The sequence below is a fragment of the Nonomuraea indica genome (genome assembly GCF_002850745.1).
GTDB lineage: Bacteria > Actinomycetota > Actinomycetes > Streptosporangiales > Streptosporangiaceae > Nonomuraea > Nonomuraea indica.
In genome coordinates this window covers 248,519-271,525 of the sequence record NZ_KZ559475.1, presented here as the reverse complement: position 1 = coordinate 271,525, position 23,007 = coordinate 248,519, and the positions used below count along the sequence as shown (strand labels likewise).

Sequence of the window (23,007 nt, the reverse complement as noted above, 5' to 3'; positions counted from 1 at the left end):
ATCGCCCGCGAGCGCCGTTCGTCATGCGCCGGGTAAAGAGCTTCCTCGTGAATAGACGCGGGCGCGTGTCCCGTTGTTCCTGTGACGTAGGTGACAGGCACCCTTCTGGCTCGTGCCCCGACGATTCGGCCTGCCCTCCGTCTACCTCGCCGCAGCCGCCGCGACGGCGGTCGCGACAGCCGTGACCACCGCGGTGCCCCTCGCCATGACGCCGGCCTCCGGGCTGGCCGGCCGGGCCGCCGCGAGCGAACCCTCCCGCGCGTACATCGTCACCGCCCGTGACCGCGCCGCGGCCCGCGACCTCGTGGGCGAGGTGCGCTGGCGGGTGCGCCGCTACTACACCGCCGCGCTGCCCGGCTTCGCCACCTGGCTCACCGCCGCCGAGACCGCCGAGCTGCTCGCCGACCCTCGGGTGCGCGCGGTGGAGCCCGACCGCCTGGTCCTGCCCGTTCCCGGCCCCCACCGGCCGCCCACGGGCGCCGGCGACCCCGAGATCACCGTGCCGGGGATCACCGTGTACGTCGTCGACAGCGGCCTGGACCCGGCCCGCGGCGACTTCGGCGACCGGGCCTGGCGGGCCTTCGACGCGACCGGAGGCACGGGCGACGACTGCACCGGGCACGGCACGCGGGTGGCCCGCCAGGCCGCGGGACGCGTCCACGGGGTGGCGCCGCGGGCTCGGCTCGCCTCGGTCCGCGTGCTCGGCTGCGGCGGCACGGGCGCCCTGTCGGACGTGGTCGCCGGTCTCGACTGGGTGCGCAGGCACGCCAGGAGGCCCGCCGTCGCGACGCTCGCCGTCGACGGCGCCGGCTCCGCCGCCCTGGCGACGGCCGTGCGGCGGCTCGAACGATCCGGCGTCCCCGTCATCGGGGCCTCGCTCGCGCATCCGGTCCGTCAGGCGTTTTCGCCCGACCACGGTGCGTCACACCCCCTAGTCCGACAGAATCCGTCGGGGACTCTTCGGACCGGAGAGCTCTGATGGGGATGGAATCGCCAAATGTGATCGGCGTCACATCGCCCGGGGCCTATCCCATGAAGGCGATGTTCGGACATGCCGGGTACGGTGCTGGCAGGCAACCGGCACACGCGAGAGACTCAAGGGTCCGGGGGAAGAATGAGCACGCTGACGAAGGGACTCGCATGCAGGAGCTCCGACTCGTCGCGGTGAGTGAGGACGGCACCTATCTCGTGCTGGCGACTGCCGGGCGGGGTACACGCTTCACACTTCCCGTGGACGACCGGCTCCGTGCTGCCGTCCGCGGCAACTTCTCCCGTCTCGGGCAGTACGAGATCGAAGTGGAGAGCCCGTTGCGCCCCAAGGAGATCCAGGCGCGCATCCGCGCCGGAGAGACCGCGGAGGAGATCGCCGCTACCGCCGGCATCCCGGTCGAACGCGTGCGCTGGTTCGAGGGGCCGGTGCTGCAGGAACGCGAGTACGTCGCCCAGCAGGCGCAGCGCGTGGCCGTGCGGATGCCCGGCGAGTCGTCGGCCGGGCCGACCCTCGGCGAGCTCGTCGCGGAGCGGCTCACCCGGCGCGGCGTGCCCACCGACGAGATCGACTGGGACTCGGCCAAGCGCGACGACGGCCTGTGGCGGGTCAAGCTCGGCTACGTGTGGAACGGTCACACCCGGCACGCCGAGTGGCTGTTCGACCCGCGCCGCCGCCACGTCACCCCGCACGACGACGAGGCCATGCGGCTGTCGTCGGCCGACTTCGACCCGAGCCCTCCGGTGGAGGACACCACGGTCACGCCGTTCGCGCCGCGCGTGGCCAAGCTGCAGCCGGTGCCGCCGCTCGGCTCCGACCCGCTGCCCTTCCCGCCGGCGCGCCGCGAGCCGGACGAGCCCGCCGTCGGGCACCACGGGCCGCCGCGCGGCGCCGACTTCGGGCCGCCGCCCTTCGAGCGGTCCCCGGGCACGCCCCCGGACCGCCGCCCGGCCTTCCCGCCGGCCCCGGTCGCCCCGCGCGACCCCGCCCCGCCGCTGCCCTCCACGGCGCCGCCGGCCGCTTCCGCTCCCGCCGCACCGGCCGTTCCGGGGCGCGAGGACGGTCCCGGCGCCGGCTCGGCGCCCGAGCCGCCCGCCCGCCGCGGCGCGCCCGCGGCCTGGCCCGCGGACTTCGGCCTGAGCCGTACGGAGGAGCGCGGTGGCGCCCGCGAGGCCGAGGCCTTCTACGCCCCGGTGAGCCACGACCCCACCCACCGGCCCGAGCCGTCCACGAGCCCGGAGCGGATCACCTCCGTCCAGACCGACGCCGTGCAGACCGACACCACGCAGGCCGACACCACGCAGGCCGACACCACGCAGGCCGACACCACGCAGGCAGGTGTCGCGCAGGCCGGTGTCGCGCAGGCCGGTGCCGCGGAGCCCATGGGCGAGCCGGCGGCCGTCGCCGAGCCCGGGACCGCGCCGCACGTCCCGGAGGAGCCCGTACCGGCCGCCCCGGCGGAGACCCTGCCCGCCGCCCCGGCGGAGAGCACGGCACCGGCCACCGAGGCGCCCGCCCACATCGTCACAGGCGTCGAGGAGTCCACCCCGACGGCCACTGGCGCACCGGGCACCGGTGCGTCCGAGGTGCGGGACACGCCCTCGACCGCCGGCGCGCCCGCTGACGCCCCCGAGGTGCGGGACGCGTCCCCCGACACCCCCGCCATGGCCGCACAGGACGACGCCTTCACAGCGACCGAGGAGGACGCGCCCGGCGCGAGCGACGACACCACGGCCGAACCGCACACAGCGAGCGACGCCGCACCCACGACAGCACCGGACGAGGCGTCCGCGGCCCCGCCCGCGACGGTGCCCGACCAGGCGCCCGTGGCGGCACCTGACGAGGCACCACAGGCAGGAGCCGACCAGACGCCCGTGGCGGCATCGGACGAGGCGCCCGTGGCGGCACCTGACGAGGCACCACAGGCAGGAGCCGACCAGGCGCCCGTGGCGGTCCCCGACCAGGCAGCGCCGGTCCCGTCCGCCACGGAACCCACGGCCGGGTCGCCGTCACAGCCCGCTGAGGTCGCGGCCGAGTCGCCGTCGCAGCCCGCCGGGGCCGTGGCCGAGGCTCCACCCGCCGACCCCGGCACCGGGAAGGCTCCCGAGCGGGCCGCACCGGAGGCCGCCGCAGCACCGCGGCCGGACGCGGGCGACACTCCAGCACCGGAGCCGACGCCGGCCGAGACGCCCCGGCCGCAGGCGACGGAGGCCGCAGCAGCGGCCGAGCCACCTCAGACGGAGCCCTCCACGCCGGAGCCGTCCGCTCCCGACACGAAGGCGACCGAGGCAACGAACGCCACCGAGGCAACGGAGGCACCCGAGGCAGCGGCGACCGGCACGCCCGCGCCCGCCACAGCGCCGGAGACGGACACGTCGGAGACCGGCGTGACCACGGCGGACGGGGTCGAGGCCGAGGCCGCACCCGTCGAAGCCCCCGCCCCCGCCCCGAAGCCGGTGCCCAAGCCACCCGCGCCGAAGCCGAAGCCGGCGCCGGCCGCCGCGGTGCCCGCGGCGCGTCCGGGCAGGGACGACGCGGCCGATGGCGGCAAGGACGGTTCAGGCAGGGACGGTTCAGGCAGGGACGGTTCGGGCAAGGGTGACAAGGGCAAGCAGGCCGCGAAGGAGGCGCCGGTGCCGGTGCCGTCACCGCCGCCCGCCCCTGCGGCCCGCCAGCCGCGCAAGGGTTCGAGGGGCCGCCGCGCCTCGGTGCCCACCTGGGACGAGATCATGTTCGGCGCCCGCCGCCAGGACTGACGCCGCCGTACAGGGCGGCGGGACACGATTCCGAGAACGTGCCCCGCCGCCCTTTCGCATTCCCGGAGGCCGATGGTGGGCCGCCTTCCGGGAGGTCGGCCGTACCCGCGTCCACCGGCGGCACAGCCCCGATCGCCCGAAGAGCCCCGATCGCCCGGGAATGCAACCGTTCGGGGTCGCGAAGCCGAAGAGGAGGCGTCAGGTAGATCCCGGCGTGGCTCGCAGCACGCCGAGCTCGTCGTTCACGGCGTCAAGGAAGGCGGCCACCGTGCGCAACTCCTCCGGGCTGAAACGCCGCAGCACGTGGTCGGTGCTCCGGGCGAGCGGGCGGAAGAAGGCGGCGGCGACGTCCTTCGCCGCGTCGAGGTAGTGCACGTGGACCACTCTGCGATCGTGCACGTCGCGGACGCGGCGGATGTGCCCGGCCCGCTCCAGCCGGTCGAGGCACGCGGTGATCGCGCCCGAGGTGAGGTTCAGCTCCTCGCGCAGCCGGCCCGGAGTGATCGGCGACGGAGCGTCCAAGATCATGATGAGGGCCTGGACGTCGGTGTTGTGCAACCCGTGGTCGGCCGCGAACTCGTGGGCGATGCGGTTGTACTCGGCGGTCATCCGCCGCAGCTTCACCGCGAAGGACCGTAGGTCGGTGTCCCCCCCGCGGTCGCCGTTCATGACGTCATGCTACATTATCTCACTCATTGAGTATCTTATCGATTGAGTTATCAGTCGCTACGGAAGGGCGATCTCATGGCGCGGCGACCGATCCGCCGGCTCATTCCGGCGCTGCTCGTGCTGGCCTGGCTGGCCGTGGGCGGAGGGCTGGGACCGTTCGCCGGCAAGCTCACCGAGGTGTCCACCAACGACCAGGCCGCGTTCCTCCCCAGCAGCGCCGAGTCCACGCGGGTGCTGGCGGCGCAGGAGGCGTTCCGGCAGAGCGAGACGCAGCCGCTCATCGTGGTGTGGACCGCGGACGGCAAGGACATCACCCCTGCCCAGACCGCGGCGGCGACCCGGGCCCTCGCCGCGCTGCGCGGCACGCCGGGCGTCGCCGGCGGTCCCACCCCCGCCTTCCGGTCGGACGACGGCGAGGCGCTGCAGGGCGTGGTCCAGCTGAGCCCCGAGGTCGACGGGTCCCTCGGCGAGTTCCTCGACCGGATCGGCCCGGCCGTGGCGGTCGACGGCCTGCGCGCCCAGCTGGCCGGCCCGGCGGCCACCCGGGCGGACCTGTCCGACGCCTTCGCCGGCATCGACGGCCTGCTGCTCGGGGTCGCGCTGATCACCGTGCTGATCATCCTGCTGGTGGTGTACCGGAGCGTGCTGCTGCCGCTCGTCATCATCATCGGCGCGGTCTTCGCCCTCGGCCTGGCGTGCGCCGTGGTGTACTTCCTGGCCGACCGCGACATCGTCCGGGTCGACGGCCAGGTGCAGGGCATCCTGTTCATCCTCGTCATCGGCGCGGCCACCGACTACGCACTGTTGCTGACGGCGCGCTTCCGCGAGGAGCTGGCCGCGACCGGCGACCGCTTCGCCGCGGGCCGTGTCGCGCTGCGACGCTCGGTCGAGCCGATCGTCGCCAGCGCCGCCACGGTCGCCCTCGGCCTGCTCGCGCTGCTGCTCAGCAGCCTGACCAACAACCGCGCGCTCGGGCCCGTGGGCGCCATCGGCATCGCGTGCGCCGCCCTCAGCGCGCTGACCTTCCTGCCCGCGGTCCTCGTCCTGCTGGGCCGCGCCGCCCTGTGGCCGGCCAAGCCGCGCGCCTCCGGGGCCGGGGCGCGCGGGATCTGGGGCCGGGTGGCCGCCCTGGTCGACCGTCACCCGCGCCGGTTGTGGATCGCGACCGTCCTGCCCCTCGCCGGCCTGGCGCTCTTCGCTCCGCAGCTGAACGCCCGGGGCGTGCCCCTGGACGAGACGTTCGTCAACGACGCGCCGTCGGTGGCGGCGCAGGCGACGCTGAGCGAGCACTTCCCCGCCGGTTCCGGACAGCCCGCCGTGATCGTCGTCCCCGCCGGGCGCGCCGCGGCCGTGGCGGAGACGGCCCGCGGGGTCGAGGGCGTGTCCGGCGCCGCGACGGTGACGCGGAGCGGACGCCCAGACGACGCGCCCAAGGTCGTCGGCGGCCGGGCACTGGTGGAGGCCACGCTGCTCGACGCGCCGGACGGCGACTCCGCCCAGGACACGATCCGGCGGCTGCGCGCGGCCCTGTCCGGCGAGGACGGGGTCATGGTCGGCGGCTACACCGCCCAGCGGTACGACACGACGCGGACCGCCGAGAAGGACACGCTGCTCATCGTCCCGGTCGTGCTCGCGATCATTCTGCTCATCCTGGTCGCCCTGCTGCGCTCGCTGATGATGCCGGTGCTCCTGGTCGCCACCGTCGCGCTGAACTTCCTCGCCACCCTCGGCGTCTCGACCCTGATGTTCACGCACGTCTTCGGCTTCACCGGCAGCGACGCGTCCGTGCCGCTGTACGGCTTCGTCTTCCTGGTGGCGCTGGGCGTGGACTACAACATCTTCCTCATGTCCCGGGTCCGCGAGGAGACGGCCCGCCACGGGGCCAGGGAGGGAGTGCTGCGCGGGCTGGTCACCACCGGCGGGGTGATCACGTCCGCGGGGGTCGTGCTCGCCGCCACCTTCGCCGCGCTGGTGGTGATCCCCCTGGCGTTCCTCGCGCAGATCGCCTTCATCGTCGCCTTCGGCGTCCTGCTCGACACCCTGGTGGTCCGCTCGCTGCTGGTCCCGGCGCTGGTGCGGGACCTGGGTGCGCGGGCCTGGTGGCCGAGCCGCCCGGACCGCGCCGCCTCGCCGGAGGAGTCGCGGGAGCCGGCCCGCGTGTCAGGATGACCGCGGCCCGGGCGGCTCGGCCCGGAACGGCGCCAGCCACTCGGGGGTGACCTCGGCGGGGAAGTCCCTGGCCTGCTCGGCCGAGACGTCCACCGCCGGGTAGCCGCCCTCGCCCGCGCCCACTCCCGCGATCAACGTGTACACGCCGGCCCGCCGCTGGAACCACGTCTGCCTGATCCGCCAGCCGACCACGGCCCGGCGTTCCACCACCGCCTGGGCCCGCCGCAGCGAACCCGAGCGGACCGACAGGCGCGTCCCGTCGTAGCCGTGCCCCAGCGACCGGTAGCGGTCGAGGCCGAGCGGCACCCCCAGCCCGGCGAGCGCGAGGGCGAGCACGGCGAGGACCCACCAGAGCAGCAGCCCGGAGGAGGCGGCCGCCGCCAGCGCGAGGACGCCCACGGCCGCCCACGGCGCGATCGCCCTGAACAGGCGGCGACGGCGGGCCACGGGCGGGTGGGGGCGTAGCTCCGCCCGGTACGGGCCGATCGCCCCGGCCGTCACCTCGGTGGCGACCGTCCGGGGCACGACGGGCAGGAGCTGGCCCCGCGTCGAGGAGTCGCCGAGGCCGGTCACGATCGCCCAGGCCCGCACCACCCCGGCCCGGCGTTCGGCCAGGCCGTCCACGATCTCGTAGCCGCGCACCCGCCTCGTCTCGAGCGAGACGCTGCGCCGGTTGACCAGCCCGCGTTCGGCGACGAGGTAGCCGTCGCGGTCCTTCAGCCGGAAGTCCCAGGTGAACACCGCGTACATCACACCGCCCGCGAACGGCATGGCGACCACCAGGAGCAGCACGGTGACCAGCAGCAGATAGGGCCGGTCCCAGAGCCACCGGCCCGCCTGCCAGGCGGCGTCCCGGCCGACGCCCAGCTCGTTGCCCCACTGGAACGCCAGCCCGATGGCGCCGCCCGCGAGGGCGAACGGGGTGAACAGGTAGGCGCCGGACAACGGCCCGTAGAGCAGCCATTTCCGGGGCACCGTGATGATCGTCCGCTCCGACGGGACGTGGGAGTGCTCCTCCGGGACCCCCCGGGCGCCCGTGAGGCCGCCCGGCATCAGGGGAGCGGCCTCGCCGGCGGCGGTCGCGGCAGGACCGGCCGGCGCGGCCGTGCCCGCCCGCGCCCTGGCCACGGCGACGCGACGCAGCAGGGCGGCCTTGAGACGTTCGGCCTCCTCCAGGGTGACGCCGTCGAGCTTGCCCTCCTCGTCGCCGCCGCTCGCGCCGGTGTCGATCTTCAGGACCGCCAGGCCGAGCAGCCGGTGCAGGGGCGGGGTGGACACGTCGACGCCGCGCACCCGTTCGAGCGGGATCGTCCGCAGCGACCTGCTGATCAGCGAACGGTTGATCTCCAGCCGGTCGCCCACGATCTCGTAGGTGAACGTCGCCCACCGGATCAGCGCGAACACCACGGCTCCCACGGCGCCCGCCGCCGCCCACACGTACGAGGAGCCGGAGAAGCCGCCCACGAACAGCACGCCGACCAGCGGCAGGAGCAGGTTGGGCAGCATCCGCACCGGGTCGATGAGCAGCACCTTGGGGCTCAGCCGCAGCGGCGCCCGCCCGCCGGGCCCGAGCCCCCGCGGCGGCCCTGCCGGCGCGTACGGCGGCACGGCCCGCCCGCCGTACGGAGTCTCCCCGACCGGCCCGTGCGGCATCTCGGCCCGACCGCCGTGAGGCGCCTCCCCGACCGGCCCGTGCGGGGGCGTGACGGGCCCGTACGGCGGCGCACCGGCACCGGCCTGAGCCGCGCTCCGGGGCCCGCGCTCGTGGTGCGGGACGGCGTCCTGGGACGCGCCGCCGGGCGCCGCGACGTCATGCGGCACAGGCCCCTGCGCGACGTCATGCGGCACGGGCCCCTGCGCGGCGTCGTGCGGCACCGACCTCTGCGCGGTGTCGTGCGGCACAGGTTCCTGCGCCGTGTCGTGCGGCGCGGGTTCCTGCGCGGTGTCGTGCGGCGCGGGCCCCTGGACCGGTGTGGCAGGGTGTCGCCGGCGGGGCGCCTCGGCAGGCTCGGGAGGCTCGGCCCGGCCGTTCACGTGGCATCGTCCCTGAGCTCTTCGGCGCGGTGCGCCAACTGGTCGGCCAGCCCGGCCGCCACGTGGAAGTCGAGCCCCTGGATCGTGGACGAGCCGGCGTGCGACGCGGTGCGGATCTCCAGGGTGGCCAGCCCGAGCATGCGCTCCAGCCAGCCCTGCGCCTTGTCGACCGTCTGGATGCGGCTCACCGGCACGAACACCCATTCCCGGGTGAGAAATCCGGTCCGCGCGTACACGACGTCACCCGACAGCTCCCACCGGTGCACCGAGTAGCGCACGAACGGCTCCGCCACCAGAAACGGCGTCAGCAGCGCCGCCACCGCCGCGGGCAGCGACCACGGCCGGGCCGCGAACCAGGCGGGCACCCACGACCAGCCGCTGCCGCCGACCCAGGCCGCGGCCAGCCCGGAACCACCGACGATGATCACGAAGGCGATCAGTGCCTCGAGCAGCCAGAGCTTGACGGCCTTCGGCGAGACGCGGTGCGCCGGATCGCGGAGCGGGCCAGTAAGGGTCACGAATCCCAGCTTAAGCCGCGCGGCACGTCAGCGATCTCTCAGCGGCCCCGGCGCCGCGGTCAGGGAAATGTCAGTGACGTACGCCACAGTGGAGGCACAGACCACTGAAGGGGAAGTCATGCGCTACGCGATAGAGGCCGAGGGCCTCGTGAAGCACTATGGCGACACCAAGGCCCTCGACGGCGTCGACCTCGTGGTGCCTCCGGGCCGGCTGCTCGGCGTGCTCGGCCCCAACGGCGCCGGCAAGACGACCGCCGTGCGCATCCTCGCCACCCTGCTCGCCCCCGACGCGGGCAGGGCGACCGTGCTGGGGTTCGACGTGCGCCGCGAGGCCCACCAGGTGCGCTCGTTCATCGGGCTGACCGGGCAGTACGCCGCGGTCGACGAGATGCTCACCGGTGTCGAGAACCTCATGATGATCGGCCGGCTGCTCGGCATGTCGCGTGCCGAGGCCAGGGCGCGGGCGACGGCCCTGCTGGAGCGGTTCGCCCTGACCGAGGCCGGTGGGCGCGCCGCCAAGACCTATTCAGGCGGCATGCGCAGGCGGCTCGACCTGGCGGCGAGCCTCGTCGGCAGGCCGCAGGTGCTGTTCCTCGACGAGCCGACGACGGGCCTCGATCCGCGCAGCCGCACCGAGCTGTGGGCGGTCGTGCGCGGCCTGATGGCCGACGGGGTGACGGTGCTGCTGACCACCCAGTACCTTGAGGAGGCCGACCAGCTCGCCGACGACATCGTGGTGTTCGACCACGGCAGGGTGATCGCGTCGGGCACCTCCGACCAGCTCAAGGCGACCACCGGCGCCCAGGTGCTCGAGGTGCGCCCGCTCAGCGCGGACCACCTGGAGCTGGTGGCCAAGGTCGTCTCCGACGTCATCGAGACCGCTCCCGAGACGGTGGGCGGCGTGGTGACCGCCGCCGTGCACGACCCGTCCGTGGTGCCGGCCGTCGTGCGGCGCCTCGACGACCTGGGCGTCGTCGCCTCCGAGCTGACGCTTCGCAAATCCACCCTCGACGAGGTGTTCCTGGCCCTGACCGGGCACCGCGCCGAGGAGACCACCGCCGATGACACCAAGCCCGAGGAGGCTCTCGTATGACCGCCGTGACGACGACCGCTCCGCCCGTCGCGGCCAGGCGCGTGGGGCCGGGCGCCGCCGGCCGGCAGACGCTGACGCTCGCCTGGCGGAGCCTGGTGCAGATCAAGCACAACCCGTGGGAGCTGCTCGACCTCAGCATCCAGCCGATCATGTTCCTGCTGCTGTTCACCTACGTGTTCGGCGGGGCGATCTCCGGCTCGACGGGCGACTACCTGCAGTTCGCGCTGCCCGGCCTGCTGGTGCAGAACGCCCTGTTCTACACGCTGTCCACGGCCATCGGCCTCAACACCGACATCACCAAGGGCGTCTTCGACCGGCTGCGCAGCCTGCCGATCGCGCGCGTCGCGCCGCTGGCCGGCCGGGTCCTCGCCGACACCTTCAAGCAGGTGTGGGCGTTCGCGCTGCTGGTCGGGTTCGGCATGGTGCTGGGGTTCCGGGTGACGACCAGCGCGGCCGGGCTGCTCGGCGCGCTGGCCCTGCTCGTGGTGGTCGCCCTGGCGATGTCGTGGATGTCGGTGCTGATAGGGCTCAAGGCCTCCAACCCGGAGAAGGTGCAGATGTTCTCCTTCTCGGTGATGATGCCGCTGACGTTCACGAGCAGCGCCCTGGTGCCGTCGGCCACGTTCCCCTCCTGGCTGCAGGCCTGGTCCGACGTCAACCCGGTGACCCACCTGGCCGACGCCATCCGCGGCCTGCTGATCGGTGGCGAGGTCGCCGGCCCGATGCTGGTGTCGCTGCTGTGGTCGGCCGGTTTCACGGTGGTGTTCGCGCCGCTGGCCATCAGGGTCTTCCGCAACCACATCTGACGCCGGCGTGCTGTCACGGGCCGGTGGCCAGGGCCAGCACGTCCGCACGGCGCAGCCCGCGGCCGCGCTCCAGGTGGTGGGCGAACGCGCCCTCGCCGAGCGCGGCCGCGACGTCCGCGGTGATCCGCATGTGGTCCCACTCGATCACGGCCGCCGTCCCCCGGATCGTCTGCGCGCCGCCGAGCAGTGTCGCCGCGTCCCGCGCACGGCCCGCGGCCAGCGCCAGCCCCGCGCAGGCGATCACCGCGCCGCCGAGGACCTGCGCGTCCCGCGAGTCCTCCGCCTGCCGGACGGCGAGGGCCGCCATCCGCCTGGCCCGCCGCAGGTCCCCTTCCTGTACGGCGAGCAGCGCGAGCGACGAGCTGACCGCCGCCGTCATCTGCGGTGGCGCGGCCGCGACGTCGTCGAGGAGCGCCAGCGCCTGCGCGTACTGCCGCCGGGCGGTCTCCAGGTCGCCTCGCTGCCGGGCGAACTCCCCCCACGCCCCCACGACGCCGGCCTCCCCGACCCGGTCGCCGAGAGTGAGCACGATCCGTTCGGCCTCCGCCAGCAGGGAGTCGGCCTCGGCCCGCCGGTCCAGCGCGTTCAGGCCGAGCGCCAGCCTGGCCCGCATGTACGCGGTGTCCTCGACCACGCCCAGCTCGTCCATCAGGCGCAACGCCTCGCGCATCACCCGCACGCTCTCCTCGGCGTCGCCGCGCAGCAGGTGGACGTCCGACAGGGTGCCGAGCGCCGTGCCCATCCCCCACCGGTCGCCCGTCCGCCTGTAGCGCTCGAACGCCTCGCGGGTGTCGCGCTCGCTCTCCGCGACCCGCCCGGCCGCGTAGTGCAGCAGCGCGCGGTAGATCAGGCCCGACGCGCTCGCCCACAGGTCGGCGTGCCCCACCATCTCGTCGATGTGGCGCTCGTCGTCCGGCTCCGCCACCCCGTACATCGCCAGCGACGGCACGGCCATGGCGACGATCGGGTGGGCCTCGTGCACCAGGCCGACGAGCCGGCGTAGTTCCTGCCCCGAAGCGACGCTCTCCTCCCACTCCAGGGCCGCGCCCACCGCGTTGATGCTGTGCACCGCCAGCGCCTGCGCGCGAAGCTCGCCGGGGGCGCCGGGCGTGGCGGCCAGCACCTCGCGGGCTCGCACCGCGCCCTCCAGCCGGTGCCCCTTCAGCCACCAGTACCAGCCGAGCGCGCCGACGAGCCGCAGCGCCGTCTCGTGCTCGCCGTTGTCGAGCGCCCAGCGCAGCGCCGCCGACAGGTTCTCGTGCTCGGCGGTGAGCTGGGCCACCGCGTCGAGCTGGGCGGCCGTACGCAGCACCGGTTCGGCGGCCTCGGCCAGCTCGGTGAAGTGGCGGGCGTGCACCCGGCGTACCGCGCTCTCCTCACCGGACTCGGCGAGACGTTCGGCGGCGTAGGCCCGGATCGTCTCCAGCATCCGGTACCTGCCCGCGTCGTACCCGACCAGCGACTTGTCCACGAGCCGTGACAGTGGGTCGAGCGCGTCGCCGAAGACCTGCTCCAGCGTCTCCAGGGTGGCGCCGCCCGAGAAGGCGGCCAGGCGGCGGCCGAGGACGCGTTCGTCGTCGTCGAGCAGTTCCCAGCTCCACTCGACGAGGGAACGCAGCGTCCGGTGGCGCGGCTGCGCGGTGCGGCTGCCGCCGTTGAGCAACCGGAACCTGTCGCCGAGCCGCGCCGCGAGCTGCCCCGCGGTCATGGACCTCAGCCTCGCGGCGGCCAGTTCGATGGCCAGCGGCAGCCCGTCCAGGGACCGGCAGATGCTCATCACGGCCGCCGCGTCCTCGTCCACCCGGTAGCCGGGCCGTACCGCGGCCGCCCTGTCGGCGAACAGCCGGACGGCCGGGTAGTCCGCCGCCTCCGCCGCGCCCGCGCCGGGCGGCGGCACGGCGAGCGGCGGGAGGATGCAGGTGATCTCCCCGGTGATGCCGAGCGGTTCGCGGCTGGTGGCGAGGATCGTGACGCCGGGACATTCGGCGAGCAGCCTGTCGGCCAGGAACGCCGCGGGCTCGATCACCTGCTCGCAGTTGTCCAGCACGATCAGCAGCCGCTTGCCGTGCAGCGTCCTGACCAGCCGGTCCACCGGATCCAGCGGTGCGGTCGCGGCGGACGGGGCGGCGGGGACGCCGTCACGCACGTCCAGAGCGCTGATCAGGCTCTGCGTCACGCCGGCGGCGTCGGTGGCGGTGGCCAGCTCGGCCACCCACACCCCGTCGGGCATGGCGTCGCCCATCGTCTCGGCCGCCTCCAGGGCGAGCCGCGTCTTGCCCGCTCCCCCGGGTCCGAGCAGCGTGACCAGCCGGTGGCCCGTCAGCAGCTCGCCCATGCGGGCGACATCGCTCTCCCGGCCGACGAAACTGGTCAGCCGGGCGCGCAGATTCCCCCGGCGCGGTGAGAACGTCGCGCCGCCGTCCCACCCGGGACGCGGCACCCCCTCCTCACCCACGGCGGGGATTCCGGGACGGAGCGCACGGGCCGCATCTGGCCGCGAAGCGCGGGGCGCCTCGTCGTCGGCATCGCGAGACGCATCGGCCACGGCAGCCCCGTACGTCTCGCCGCCGGCGGCATCGCCCGGCGGCTCGGTGGCGGCATCGCCCGGCGGCTCGGTGGCGGTGTCGCCGGGTGGCTCGGGGGCGGTGTCGCCGGGTGGCTCGGGGCTCGTGAGGGTGTGGGCTCCTCGTCCGGGCCGCGGAGTGGGCGGGGGGTCGCCGCGGAGGAGCGCCGTGTGCAGGTCGGTGAGCCGGGGTGACGGGTCGGCGCCCAGCTCGTCACGGAACGTCCGGCGCGCGGACTCGAAGGCGGCCAGGGCCTCCACGCGCCGGCCCGCGCCGTACAGCGCCCGCATGAGCTGACCGTGCAGGCGCTCCCGCAGGCGGTGCGCGGCGAGCAGTTCCGTCAGATCGTCGAGCACCTCGGCGTACCTGCCGAGAAGCAGGTCGGCCTCGATGCGGTCCTCGGTGGCGGCCAGCCGGAGAGCGTCCAGACGGGCGGCGTCACCCGCGGCCACGCCGTCCTCGCCCAGGTCCGCCAGCGCGGGGCCGCGCCACAGTGCCAGCGCCTCCCGCAGGGCTTCGGCTGCCGTCCGCGCGTCACCCGACGCCAGGGCGGACCTGCCGTCGCGGGCGAGCGCGGTGAAGCGGTGCGCGTCCACCTGCCCGACGGCCACCACGAGCCGGTAGCCGGTGGGCTCCGCCACCACGGTCTGCCTGACCACGGCCTCCCGGCTCCCGTCCTTACCGGGCGGAACGACCCGGCGGGCGGGTCCGGCGGCCGGATCCGCAGGTGGGTGCGCAGGCGAATCCGCAAGCGGGCCTGCAGGCGGATGCGCAGGCGGATCCGCAGGCGGGCCCGTACGAAGGTCCGCAGGTGGGCCCGGATAAAGGTCCGTAGAAAGGTCCGCAGGGGGATCGGCGGTGGGCTTGGCGAGGGCCGTGCGCAGGCGGGAGACGAGCGCCTGGAGGGCGTTGCCCACACCGGCGGGCGGCCGATCCCGCCACACCCCCGCTATCAGCCGGTCGAACGGAACTGTCACCCCGGCGTCGAGGGCGAGCAGTGTCAGGAGGGCGCGCAGGCGTTGCCCGGAGATCTCGACGGCCTGGCCGTGCCTCCGTACCTCCAGCGGACCGAGGATGCCGAAAGCCGCATCCGCGTCCGTGCCCACCCCCCTCATGCCTCGATTGTGGCCGATTTTGCGTCCTTTACCGTCCACGGACCATCGCGAAACGGTCGGCGCATGCCCGATAGCCGCGTAGCATCATCCGGCATGGGGCTGTGTAACACGACAGGACGCCTGGGACGCACCGCCGTCAGTGTGACGGCAGTGGGTCTCGCGCTTCTCGTGTCGGGCTGCGCCGGCTTCATCAGCAGGTCGGAGGCCAAGGAGATCGCCGAGATCAACGTTTCGAGCCCGGAGCTGCGCGAGGGCGAGCCGCTGCCGCGCGAGTACGGGTGCGAGGGCCGCCAGGGCAGCCCGCCGCTGCGCTGGTCCAGCGAGCCCCTGCCGGAGGCCAGGTCGACCGCGATCGTGGTCGACTCCCACACCTCGTCGGAGTCGGCGGTGCAGTGGGTGCTCTACAACATCCCGGCCACCACGACCGAGCTGGGCCCGGGGGCTTCGGAGAGCCCGCCGGAGGGTTCCTCCCAGGCGCGGGCGACCAGCGGCAAGGCCGGCTACCAGCCTCCGTGCGACAAGAGCCTCAGCTACCGCTTCACCGTCTACACGCTGCAGGGCAGGGTCCAGGCGAAGGAGGGCGCCCCCCTCTCCGCCGTTCTCAAGGAGATCGCCGACAAGACCATCGCCCGCGGACGGCTCACCGCGGTACACATCGAGTGAGAAATCAAACACCAGGGGTAATAATCGTTACCAATTCTTGGCTTAGGGTGTGACAACGCTCGCAGTGGTCCGACACAATCAGATCCAATTGTCAGGCGCTGGTGATCAAAGGGGGCAGATCGCGTCGATGGCCGCGCGATCTCACCGGTGCCACAGGGAGGCCATGGCTTTGAGGGTGGTGCAATGACAGCGGTCGTCGTCAGCTTGGTCGCTATCGTGCTCCTCGTGCTCGTCGTCGTGGCACTGGGCATGCGTTCCATGAACCGCCGGGAGAGCTCGCTTCCCCCGGAACGGCTCAAGCAGATGATCGAGAAAGAGGAGCAGACCCACGCTCGGTCCACGGACGAGTTCGCGGCCCACGAACCCCGGATGACCAACTTCAGCCCCGACTTCAGCCCGATCGACGAGCCCAAGCCCAAGCCGGTGCGCACCGGCCAGCGCGGCAAGCGCGGCGTCGACGAGTGGGGCAACCCCCGTTCGGACGACGACGACGAGGAGTTCTGGGCGACCATCCGCAGCGACGCGGCCGAAGGCGGCTTCGGCGCCGACGGCACGGTGGCGGCCCGCAAGGGCGCTGCCCGCCCCGTCGAAGGCTCCCCCGACAAGGTTCCCGCCCAGGCCGCCGACCGGCCGGCCGAGCCCAGGCGACCGGCCGAGCGCCGGCGCTCCGCCAGGCGTGAGGCCGCCGTCGGCGCCGACCCCGACGCCGTCACCGTGCAGGCCCCGCTGCCCCAGCGGCCCGCCCGCCCCGCGGCGCCCGCCGCCTCCGCCGGACTGGCCGACCTGGTCGAGCCCGCTCCCGCGCAGCGCCCCGCCGCCTCCGCCTCCGACCTGGCCGACCAGCGCACGGTGACGTTCGCCGCCCCCACCCCCGACGTGATGAGCATCCTGGGCGCCGGGGCGCAGCCGGCCGCTCCGGCCGGCCGGCCCGACCCTGCCGTCTCACGCCCGGCGACCCCCGCCCCCGGCGCGACCGGCCCCGCCGCCGCTCCGGGCTCGGGCCGCAGCGGTTCGCGTTCGGCACGCCGATCCCGTGCGGCCGCAGCCCAGACGGCCGGCCCGGCCGCGGCTCCGGTGGCCGACCCGCTGTCCTCCACGGCACCCGGCGTGCTTCCCGGCGGCTCGTTCACCCCGGCCGGCAGCGGCTCCTTCCCGGCCGTGCCCGTGGCCCCCATCCACGGCGCGCCGACCAGCGACCCGTTCCCGGCGGCCGCCCACGGCCGCGCGGCCGACCCGCTCGACTCCACCTGGGCCACCCCGGCCCCCGCCGCGACGTCCGGGTCGTGGCCCGCGGCGCCCGTGGCCGACATCCTCGACGACTCCGCGCCGGCCGCCGCCTCGTGGCCGGGGTTCGAGCCGCAGCAGGCTGCCGCCACACCGTCACGGGCCTCCTACGAGGTGCGCGCCGGCTGGGCGGTGGCCGACGACTCCGACCCGCTGACGGGCCCGTCGCCCGCCACCGGCGTCCCCACCACGCCGACGCGGGCGGTCTCCGCCCGTGACGACGTGCTGTCGGCGCCGCCCGTGGCGTACGAGACGGGCGACTTCACCGCTCCGTCGCAGGCTCCGTGGCCGGAGCCGCCGGCCGGCACGCCGGGCTGGTCGGCGTACACCGAGGCGCAGGTCCCGGGCGAGCACGGCCGCGCACGGCCGGGCGACGGCGGTCGACGCCGCGCCACCGAGCACGATCTCCCTGACTACTACCGGTGACACGCGCGGCCCTCACCAGGCCATGGATTGCGTAAAACCCGTTCGTGACCCCCCGGGCAGAGGCCCGACCGGGCACTAGGGTTTGCCGCATGACCGGCGACACTCAGCGTAACCTCCTGAGGACTCTCAGGTACGACGTGCCTGCCTCCCTCGTGGTTTTCCTCATCGCGGTGCCCCTGTCCCTGGGCATCGCGATGGCCTCGGGTGCCCCCCTCGCCGCGGGACTCATCGCCGCCGTCGTCGGCGGCATCGTCGCGGGCTCGCTCGGCGGGTCCGCCATCCAGGTCAGCGGGCCCGCGGCGGGCCTGTCCCTGGTGGTCGCCGACCTCGTGCAGACGTACGGCTGGCGGGCCACCTGCATGATCACCCTGCTGGCCGGGGCCGTGCAGCTGCTGCTCGGCCTGCTGCGCGCGGCACGGGCGGCGCTGGCCGTCTCCCCCGCCGTCATCCACGGCATGCTCGCGGGCGTCGGCGTGGTGATCGCGCTGTCCCAGTTGCACATCGTGCTCGGCGGCAGCCCGCAGCGCTCGGCGCTGGCCAACATCCTGGAGCTGCCCTCGCAGGTGGCCGCGATGCACGGCCACACGGTGGCGGTGGGGCTGCTCACGATCGCGGTGCTGGCCCTGTGGACGCGGCTGCCCAAGCAGGTCAAGGCGGTGCCCGCGCCCCTGGCGGCGCTGCTCGTGGCCGCGGTGACGGCGTGGGTGTTCCGGTGGGACGTCACCCGCGTCGACCTGTCGGGCAGTTTCGGGGAGCTGGCCTTCCCGGTCCTGCCGAACGGCGACTGGCACCAGGTCGTGGCCGCCGTCCTGCTGGTGGCGTTGCTGGCCGGCGTCGAGTCGCTGCTGTGCTCGGTCGCGGTGGACGGCATGCACTCCGGTCCCCGAGCCGACCTCGACCAGGAGCTGACCGGCCAGGGCGCGGCCAACATGGTCACCGGCGCGCTGGGCGGACTTCCCGTGGCGGGCGTGATCGTGCGCAGCACCGCCAACGCCCAGGCGGGCGCGCAGACCCGCTGGTCGGCGATCCTGCACGGCGTGTGGGTGCTGGTGTTCGCGCTGGGCTTCGGCTGGACGATCCAGCTCATCCCGATGGAGGCGCTGGCGGCGCTGCTGGTGTTCATCGGCGTGCAGATGGTGAACCTCGGTCACGTCCGCAAGGTGCACGGCCACGGCGAGGTGCCCGTGTACATCGTCACCATGGGCGCGGTGATCCTGCTCGGGCTGGCCGAGGGCGTGCTGGCCGGGCTGGCGCTGGCGGCGCTGCTGGCGCTGCGGCGGCTGACCTGGGTCACGGTCCGGGTCCGGGAGATGCCGGACGGCCGCTGGCACGCCTCGATCTGCGGCTCGCTCACCTTCCTCGGCGTTCCCCGGCTCACGCACGAACTGCGCACCATCCCGGCGGGCGCCGCCGTCGACCTCGATCTCAACATCGACTTCATGGACAACGCGGCCTTCGAGACCATTCACTCCTGGCGGCTGGGCCACGAACGGCAAGGCGGCACGGTGGACATCGACGAACTGCACGACGAGTGGTACGCGCTGGCCGCCAGCGGGGCCCGCCTGAACACGGTCAAGACCCCGCCACTCACGCCCGACCGGTGGTGGCTGCCGTGGGCGCACCGGCGCCGCCGCACCTCCTGGCCGTCGCGGGACGAGCCGGAGCCCGGCCCGCGCCCGCCGGCCGAGTGCCAGCTGACCGCCGGCGCCCGGGAGTTCCACCGGCGTACGGCTCCGCTGGTCCGGCCGATCCTGACCGAGCTGGCCCGCAAGCAGCAGCCGACGCACCTGTTCATCACCTGCGCCGACTCCCGGGTGGTGCCGAGCCTCATCACCGCGAGCGGCCCGGGTGACCTGTTCACGGTGCGCAACATCGGCAACCTGGTGCCGCGCAAGGGCGCCGAGCCGCACGACGACTCGGTGGTGGCAGCGATCGAGTACGCGACGCAGGTGCTCGGCGTGCACACCATCACGGTGTGCGGGCATTCGGGCTGCGGGGCGATGGCAGGGCTGCTCAGCGGCGGGGTGAAGGCGGGCAGCCTGCCGGGGATGCGCCGCTGGCTGCGGCACGGGCACCACAGCCTGGCGAGGTTCATCGAGACCGCTGACGGGCCGCTGGACTCCCGGGCGCTCGACCAGCTCTGCCGGGTCAACGTCCAGCAGCAACTCGAGAACCTGCGCACGTACCGGAAGGTCGACGAGCAGGTCCGGGAGGGGCGGCTGGAGCTGGTGGGGCTGTACTTCGACATCGGGTCGGCGCGGGTCCACATGGTGCCGCCGCTGCCGTCCACGGTGTCGGTCCGCATTTAGCCGATCCGCCTGCGACCGGCCCGCGTCCAGAGGCCGGCCCGCCGCCGGCCGGTCCGCGTCCGGACGCCGGTCCGCGGCTACGGCTCGCCGACGGGGGCGGGGGCGGCCTCGCCCCGCACCGCGGGTCGGTAGTACGCGGCCCAGCCCGCGTCGTCCAGGCGCAGCACCTTCAGCCCGGTCCAGCCGAGCGCGACGGTGGGCGCGATCCAGAAGGCGGCGGTCAGCGGGCCGTAGCCGAACCCGAACGACCCCACGTACCCGAGGGCGACCGTGGCCGGCACCCACCAGCCGACGAAGCCGGCCCGCGACACGGCGACGAGGAGCAGCGGCAGCCCGAGGACGCCGAGGAACATCCACGGCATCTGGAAGCCGTAGACCACGCCCGGCAGGTTCATCATCTCGTCGAGGATCCGCTGGGCCTGCTCGGGCGGGTAGCGCCTGCCGAGCCACCACTCGACGGGGTCGCTGAGCAGCAGCCCGGACAGCGCCATGTAGCCGACCACGGTCATGGCGCCGGCCGTGTGTCCGAGCCTGGTGGCCCGGAGCCGGGTGAGATGGACCAGGCCGACGGCGGCGACGGCCATGAGCATCCAGCTCCAGTGGTAGAGGACCGACTGGGTCTGGGCGAGGGCGGGGTTGTCGCCGAAGCTGACCGCCTCCCTGTCGTCCCCCCAGGTGCCCGGGTCGACGACGACGGCCACCGCCTGCAGCAGCGGGGCGACGATGATGAGGATGCCGGCGCTGACCCGGCGGAAGGTGACATGGTCGTTCAACACCCGCCAGAGGCTAGGCGCGCACCGCCGGGCGGTCGTCCCCCTGCGGGCGGACCGGGCATCCCTCCGCAGGCGGAACCGGCCTTCCACCCGCGCTCGGGGAGGCACCCGCCCTGACGGCCGGAGAGAGACGGAAAGGGACGAGCCGGTCTGTAGGCCGGGTTCTGTCCTTCGTACGAAGGGGCGACCATCCATCTAGGGCCGTCGTTGCCGGCGGCCTCGAGCGGTCTACCCGCGCGGCTCGGGCGGGCAGCCCTCAGGCGCCGCGCGCGGGCCGCTCCGAAGAGCGGCCCTTCTTGACCTTGCTCCGGGTGGGGTTTACCGAGCCGCCCACGTCACCGTGGGCGCTGGTGGTCTCTTACACCACCGTTTCACCCTTACCTCCCGCGAGCGGGAGGCGGTCTGTTTTCTGTGGCACTGTCCCGCGGGTCACCCCGGGTCGGTGTTACCGACCACCCTGCCCTGTGGAGCCCGGACCTTCCTCGGCGGGCCGTGCGGCCCGACGCGGTCGCCCGACCGGCTCGTCCACTGGGAAGGTTACCAGGACTCAAGTGATCTCCTAGCAGCGTGCAAGATCCCCGCGGTGGAATGCGGGGGTCCATCGCCTGAGGGGGACGATGGCGCAACGGCGGCCGTGCCGGGTGCATCTGGGCACGGCCGCCACCGCCACTCCCACCGGCGCAGCCGCGATGCTCGCCTCAGCGCAGGTGGGAGGTGTCGTTGAACGATTTCACCACGCTGCGGCCGTCGGCGTAGTGCTCGATCAGCGACAGGCAGGCCAGGTCGAGGTGCATCCGGTAGAGCGCCTCGGGCGGCGCCATCAGGGCGAGGCGCAGCAGCGTCTTGATGGGCGTCACGTGCGACACCACCACGACCGTCCGGCCCTCGTACCGTTCCACCAGGCGCTCCTCGGCGCGCCGCACCCGGTCGGCGACCGCGGCGAAGCTCTCGCCGCCGGGCGGCGCGGCCTCGGGGTCGGCGAGCCAGGACGCCAGCTCGGCCGGCCAGCGGCGCTGGATCTCGGTGAACGTGTGCCCCTCCCAGGCGCCGAAGTCGGTCTCCCTGAGGTCCTCGTCCACGTCGACGTCGAGGCCGGTGCTCCGGGCGACCGCCTCCGCGGTCTGCCGGGCCCGCTTGAGCGGCGAGCAGACGACGGCGTCGACCTGGTACGGCTCGCGGGACAGTCTCCTGGCCGCCGCGGCCGCCTGGGCGAGCCCGTTGGCGGTCAGCTCGGCGTCGCCCAGGCCGGAGAACCGGCGCTCGGCCGACAGCGGGGTCTCGCCGTGCCGGAGCAGGAGCAGGGACGTGGCCACCCGGGTGGGCGGCGCCCAGCCGGTGCCCTTGGCCTGGCCCGTGGCCCGCTGCTGGGCGGCGGCCACCGAGGCGGCCGGGCCGGAGACGTCGCCGGCCGGCGATCCGGGTGGGACCGCCGCGGCGACGTCGAGCAGGTCCGTCTGCTCCGCCCCGCCGGGCGAGCCACTTGCGGAGGGCGCGCCGCCCGTGGAGGGCTCGCCCTCTGCGGAGCGCGCGCCACCTGCGGAACGCGTGCCACCTGCGGAACGCGTGCCGTCTGCGGAGCGCGTGCCGTCTGCGGAGCGCGTGCCGTCTGCGGAGCGCGTGCCGCCGGGCGCGGGCGTGCCGGGGGTCCCGGACGCGCCCGCGGTGCCGCCCGCCTTCCAGGTGAGACCCTGGGCGGCGGCGTCCATGGCCTCGTTCGCCAGGCGGTCGGCGTGGTCGTTGCGGTGGCGGGGGATCCAGGTCCACTCGGTGATCCGGAGCCGCCGGGCCAGCGCGCCGGCCTCCAGCGCCAGCGGGCGCAGGCCCTCGTTCTTGATCTTCCAGCGGCCGGCCATCTGTTCGACGACCAGCTTGGAGTCCATCCGCACGGCGACGGACGCGCCCTCGCCCGCGAGGTCGAGCACGGCCCGCAGCCCGGCGATCAGCCCTCGGTACTCGGCGACGTTGTTGGTCGTGACGCCGATCGCCTCGGCCGCCTCCGCCAGGACCTGGCCGTCGGCGGCGTCACGGACCACGGCGCCGTAACCGGCCGGCCCGGGGTTGCCGCGCGAGCCGCCGTCGGCCTCGATGACGTAGGAGGTCACAGTCCGGACTCTGGGGTGCGGACGAGGATGCGCCGGCACTCGTCGCAGCGCAGCACCTCGTCGTGCGGGGCGGCCTTGATGCGGTTCATCTCGGCGATGGACAACGCGACCTTGCAGCCCTGGCAGCGCCCCCCGTGCAGCATGGCGGCGCCCACGCCGTACTGCTCGCGCAGCTTCTCGTACAGCGCCAGCAGATCGGCGGGGATGTCGGCGGAGACCTCGCCGCGGCGGGCGCGGACCTCGGCCGCCTCCTTGTCGATCTCGGCGAGGGCCGCGTCGCGGCGGTCCTCGGCGGCGGCGCGGGTGGCGGCCAGCTCGTCGCGCCGCGCGCGCAGGTCGGCTGCCCTGGTGTCGGCGGCCTCGCGGCGCTCCATGATCTCCAGCACGACCTCTTCCAGGTCGCCCTGGCGGCGCTGCAGGGAGACGATCTCCGACTGCAGGCCCGCCAGGTCCTTGGGCGAGGTGACGGCGCCGGAGTCGAGCCGCTTCTGGTCGCGTTCGGCGCGGGCGCGGACCGTGTCGACGTCGCTCTCGGCCTTGGCCTGCTCGCGGGCCAGGTCGCCGGCCTCGGTCTCGGCCTCGATCACCTCGGTGGCGAGCTTGGCGTAGCGCTTGGACTGCTCCTCGATCTCGGCCAGCTCGGGCAGGGTGCGGCGGCGGTGGGCCAGCCGGTCCGCAGCGGTGTCGAGCTCTGCCAGGTCGAGCAGTCGCTTCTGGGCCTCAGGGGCTGCTTTCATG

General features: G+C 74.5%; 15 protein-coding genes and 1 other RNA gene. 8 read left to right on the top strand and 8 right to left on the bottom strand.

What is annotated here, in order from left to right; all coding sequences use genetic code 11:
* The first annotated feature begins 112 nt into the window (after window positions 1-112).
* Entirely contained in the window at window positions 113-979 is an 867-nt protein-coding gene (locus tag CXR44_RS25320; RefSeq protein WP_101788605.1) for a S8 family serine peptidase, read from the top strand.
* A gap of 161 nt (window positions 980-1,140) precedes the next feature.
* Window positions 1,141-3,744, top strand: coding sequence for a septation protein SepH (gene sepH, locus CXR44_RS40260; protein WP_219601983.1), 2,604 nt, complete (start codon window positions 1,141-1,143; stop codon window positions 3,742-3,744).
* Between the two features lie 198 nt (window positions 3,745-3,942).
* Here the strand turns inward: sepH and CXR44_RS25310 are convergent, their stop codons facing one another.
* The gene (locus tag CXR44_RS25310) at window positions 3,943-4,413 is read right to left on the bottom strand and encodes a MarR family winged helix-turn-helix transcriptional regulator (RefSeq protein ID WP_101788604.1); all 471 of its coding nucleotides are present in this window, start codon (window positions 4,411-4,413) and stop codon (window positions 3,943-3,945) included.
* Window positions 4,414-4,488: 75 nt separating this feature from the next.
* On the opposite strand from CXR44_RS25310, the gene CXR44_RS25305 reads away from it, so the two are divergent.
* Window positions 4,489-6,582 (top strand): MMPL family transporter, encoded by a 2,094-nt coding sequence (locus tag CXR44_RS25305; RefSeq protein ID WP_101788603.1) that lies wholly within the window; start codon window positions 4,489-4,491, stop codon window positions 6,580-6,582.
* On the opposite strand, the gene CXR44_RS25300 is transcribed toward CXR44_RS25305, so the two are convergent.
* Window positions 6,574-8,484, bottom strand: a complete 1,911-nt coding sequence (locus tag CXR44_RS25300; protein WP_245899391.1) for a PH domain-containing protein — start codon at window positions 8,482-8,484, stop codon at window positions 6,574-6,576. The genes CXR44_RS25305 and CXR44_RS25300 overlap by 9 nt on opposite strands.
* Before the next feature lie 128 nt (window positions 8,485-8,612).
* A complete protein-coding gene (locus tag CXR44_RS25295) occupies window positions 8,613-9,134 on the bottom strand; it encodes a PH domain-containing protein (RefSeq protein ID WP_101788602.1) in 522 nt (173 codons plus the stop codon).
* 118 nt (window positions 9,135-9,252) lie between these two features.
* Here CXR44_RS25295 and CXR44_RS25290 point away from each other — a divergent pair, with 118 nt between their 5' ends.
* Both CXR44_RS25290 and CXR44_RS25285 read left to right on the top strand, forming a co-directional pair.
* Window positions 9,253-10,227 (top strand): ATP-binding cassette domain-containing protein, encoded by a 975-nt coding sequence (locus CXR44_RS25290; protein ID WP_101788601.1) that lies wholly within the window; start codon window positions 9,253-9,255, stop codon window positions 10,225-10,227.
* Window positions 10,224-11,033: an ABC transporter permease gene (locus CXR44_RS25285; RefSeq protein WP_101788600.1), complete on the top strand. Its 810-nt coding sequence runs from the start codon at window positions 10,224-10,226 to the stop codon at window positions 11,031-11,033. Before CXR44_RS25290 ends, CXR44_RS25285 begins: the two co-directional genes overlap by 4 nt.
* Window positions 11,034-11,046: 13 nt before the next feature.
* Here the strand turns inward: CXR44_RS25285 and CXR44_RS25280 are convergent, their stop codons facing one another.
* Window positions 11,047-14,256 (bottom strand): AfsR/SARP family transcriptional regulator, encoded by a 3,210-nt coding sequence (locus CXR44_RS25280; RefSeq protein WP_245899390.1) that lies wholly within the window; start codon window positions 14,254-14,256, stop codon window positions 11,047-11,049.
* 606 nt (window positions 14,257-14,862) lie between these two features.
* On the opposite strand from CXR44_RS25280, the gene CXR44_RS25275 reads away from it, so the two are divergent.
* The 3 genes from CXR44_RS25275 (at window position 14,863) to CXR44_RS25265 (ending at window position 19,394) form a co-directional block, all read left to right on the top strand.
* Window positions 14,863-15,375 (top strand): YbhB/YbcL family Raf kinase inhibitor-like protein, encoded by a 513-nt coding sequence (locus CXR44_RS25275; RefSeq protein ID WP_245899389.1) that lies wholly within the window; start codon window positions 14,863-14,865, stop codon window positions 15,373-15,375.
* A gap of 183 nt (window positions 15,376-15,558) precedes the next feature.
* The gene (locus CXR44_RS25270; protein ID WP_101788597.1) at window positions 15,559-17,085 is read left to right on the top strand and encodes a hypothetical protein; all 1,527 of its coding nucleotides are present in this window, start codon (window positions 15,559-15,561) and stop codon (window positions 17,083-17,085) included.
* 89 nt (window positions 17,086-17,174) lie between these two features.
* Window positions 17,175-19,394 (top strand): SulP family inorganic anion transporter, encoded by a 2,220-nt coding sequence (locus CXR44_RS25265; protein ID WP_101788596.1) that lies wholly within the window; start codon window positions 17,175-17,177, stop codon window positions 19,392-19,394.
* Between the two features lie 77 nt (window positions 19,395-19,471).
* Here CXR44_RS25265 and CXR44_RS25260 read toward each other — a convergent pair whose 3' ends face one another.
* The 4 genes from CXR44_RS25260 to CXR44_RS25245 form a co-directional block, all read right to left on the bottom strand.
* The gene (locus CXR44_RS25260; protein WP_101788595.1) at window positions 19,472-20,170 is read right to left on the bottom strand and encodes a hypothetical protein; all 699 of its coding nucleotides are present in this window, start codon (window positions 20,168-20,170) and stop codon (window positions 19,472-19,474) included.
* Window positions 20,171-20,304: 134 nt separating this feature from the next.
* Window positions 20,305-20,691, bottom strand: an RNA gene (gene rnpB / locus CXR44_RS25255) — RNase P RNA component class A.
* Between the two features lie 174 nt (window positions 20,692-20,865).
* The gene (locus CXR44_RS25250; protein ID WP_101788594.1) at window positions 20,866-22,269 is read right to left on the bottom strand and encodes a bifunctional RNase H/acid phosphatase; all 1,404 of its coding nucleotides are present in this window, start codon (window positions 22,267-22,269) and stop codon (window positions 20,866-20,868) included.
* Window positions 22,266-23,006 carry a zinc ribbon domain-containing protein gene (locus CXR44_RS25245; protein ID WP_101788593.1) on the bottom strand — a complete coding sequence of 247 codons (741 nt, stop codon included), beginning with the start codon at window positions 23,004-23,006 and terminating at the stop codon, window positions 22,266-22,268. Before CXR44_RS25245 ends, CXR44_RS25250 begins: the two co-directional genes overlap by 4 nt.
* Window position 23,007 lies beyond the last annotated feature (1 nt).

Excerpts from the sequence above, each read along its gene's own strand:
- CXR44_RS25310 (WP_101788604.1), bottom strand. The coding sequence starts at position 4,413 with ATGAACGGCGACCGCGGGGGGGACACCGACCTACGGTCCTTCGCGGTG.
- sepH (WP_219601983.1), top strand. The coding sequence starts at position 1,141 with ATGCAGGAGCTCCGACTCGTCGCGGTGAGTGAGGACGGCACCTATCTC.
- CXR44_RS25305 (WP_101788603.1), top strand. The coding sequence starts at position 4,489 with ATGGCGCGGCGACCGATCCGCCGGCTCATTCCGGCGCTGCTCGTGCTG.
- CXR44_RS25285 (WP_101788600.1), top strand. The coding sequence starts at position 10,224 with ATGACCGCCGTGACGACGACCGCTCCGCCCGTCGCGGCCAGGCGCGTG.
- CXR44_RS25265 (WP_101788596.1), top strand. The coding sequence starts at position 17,175 with ATGACCGGCGACACTCAGCGTAACCTCCTGAGGACTCTCAGGTACGAC.
- CXR44_RS25290 (WP_101788601.1), top strand. The coding sequence starts at position 9,253 with ATGCGCTACGCGATAGAGGCCGAGGGCCTCGTGAAGCACTATGGCGAC.
- CXR44_RS25245 (WP_101788593.1), bottom strand. The coding sequence starts at position 23,006 with ATGAAAGCAGCCCCTGAGGCCCAGAAGCGACTGCTCGACCTGGCAGAG.
- CXR44_RS25270 (WP_101788597.1), top strand. The coding sequence starts at position 15,559 with ATGACAGCGGTCGTCGTCAGCTTGGTCGCTATCGTGCTCCTCGTGCTC.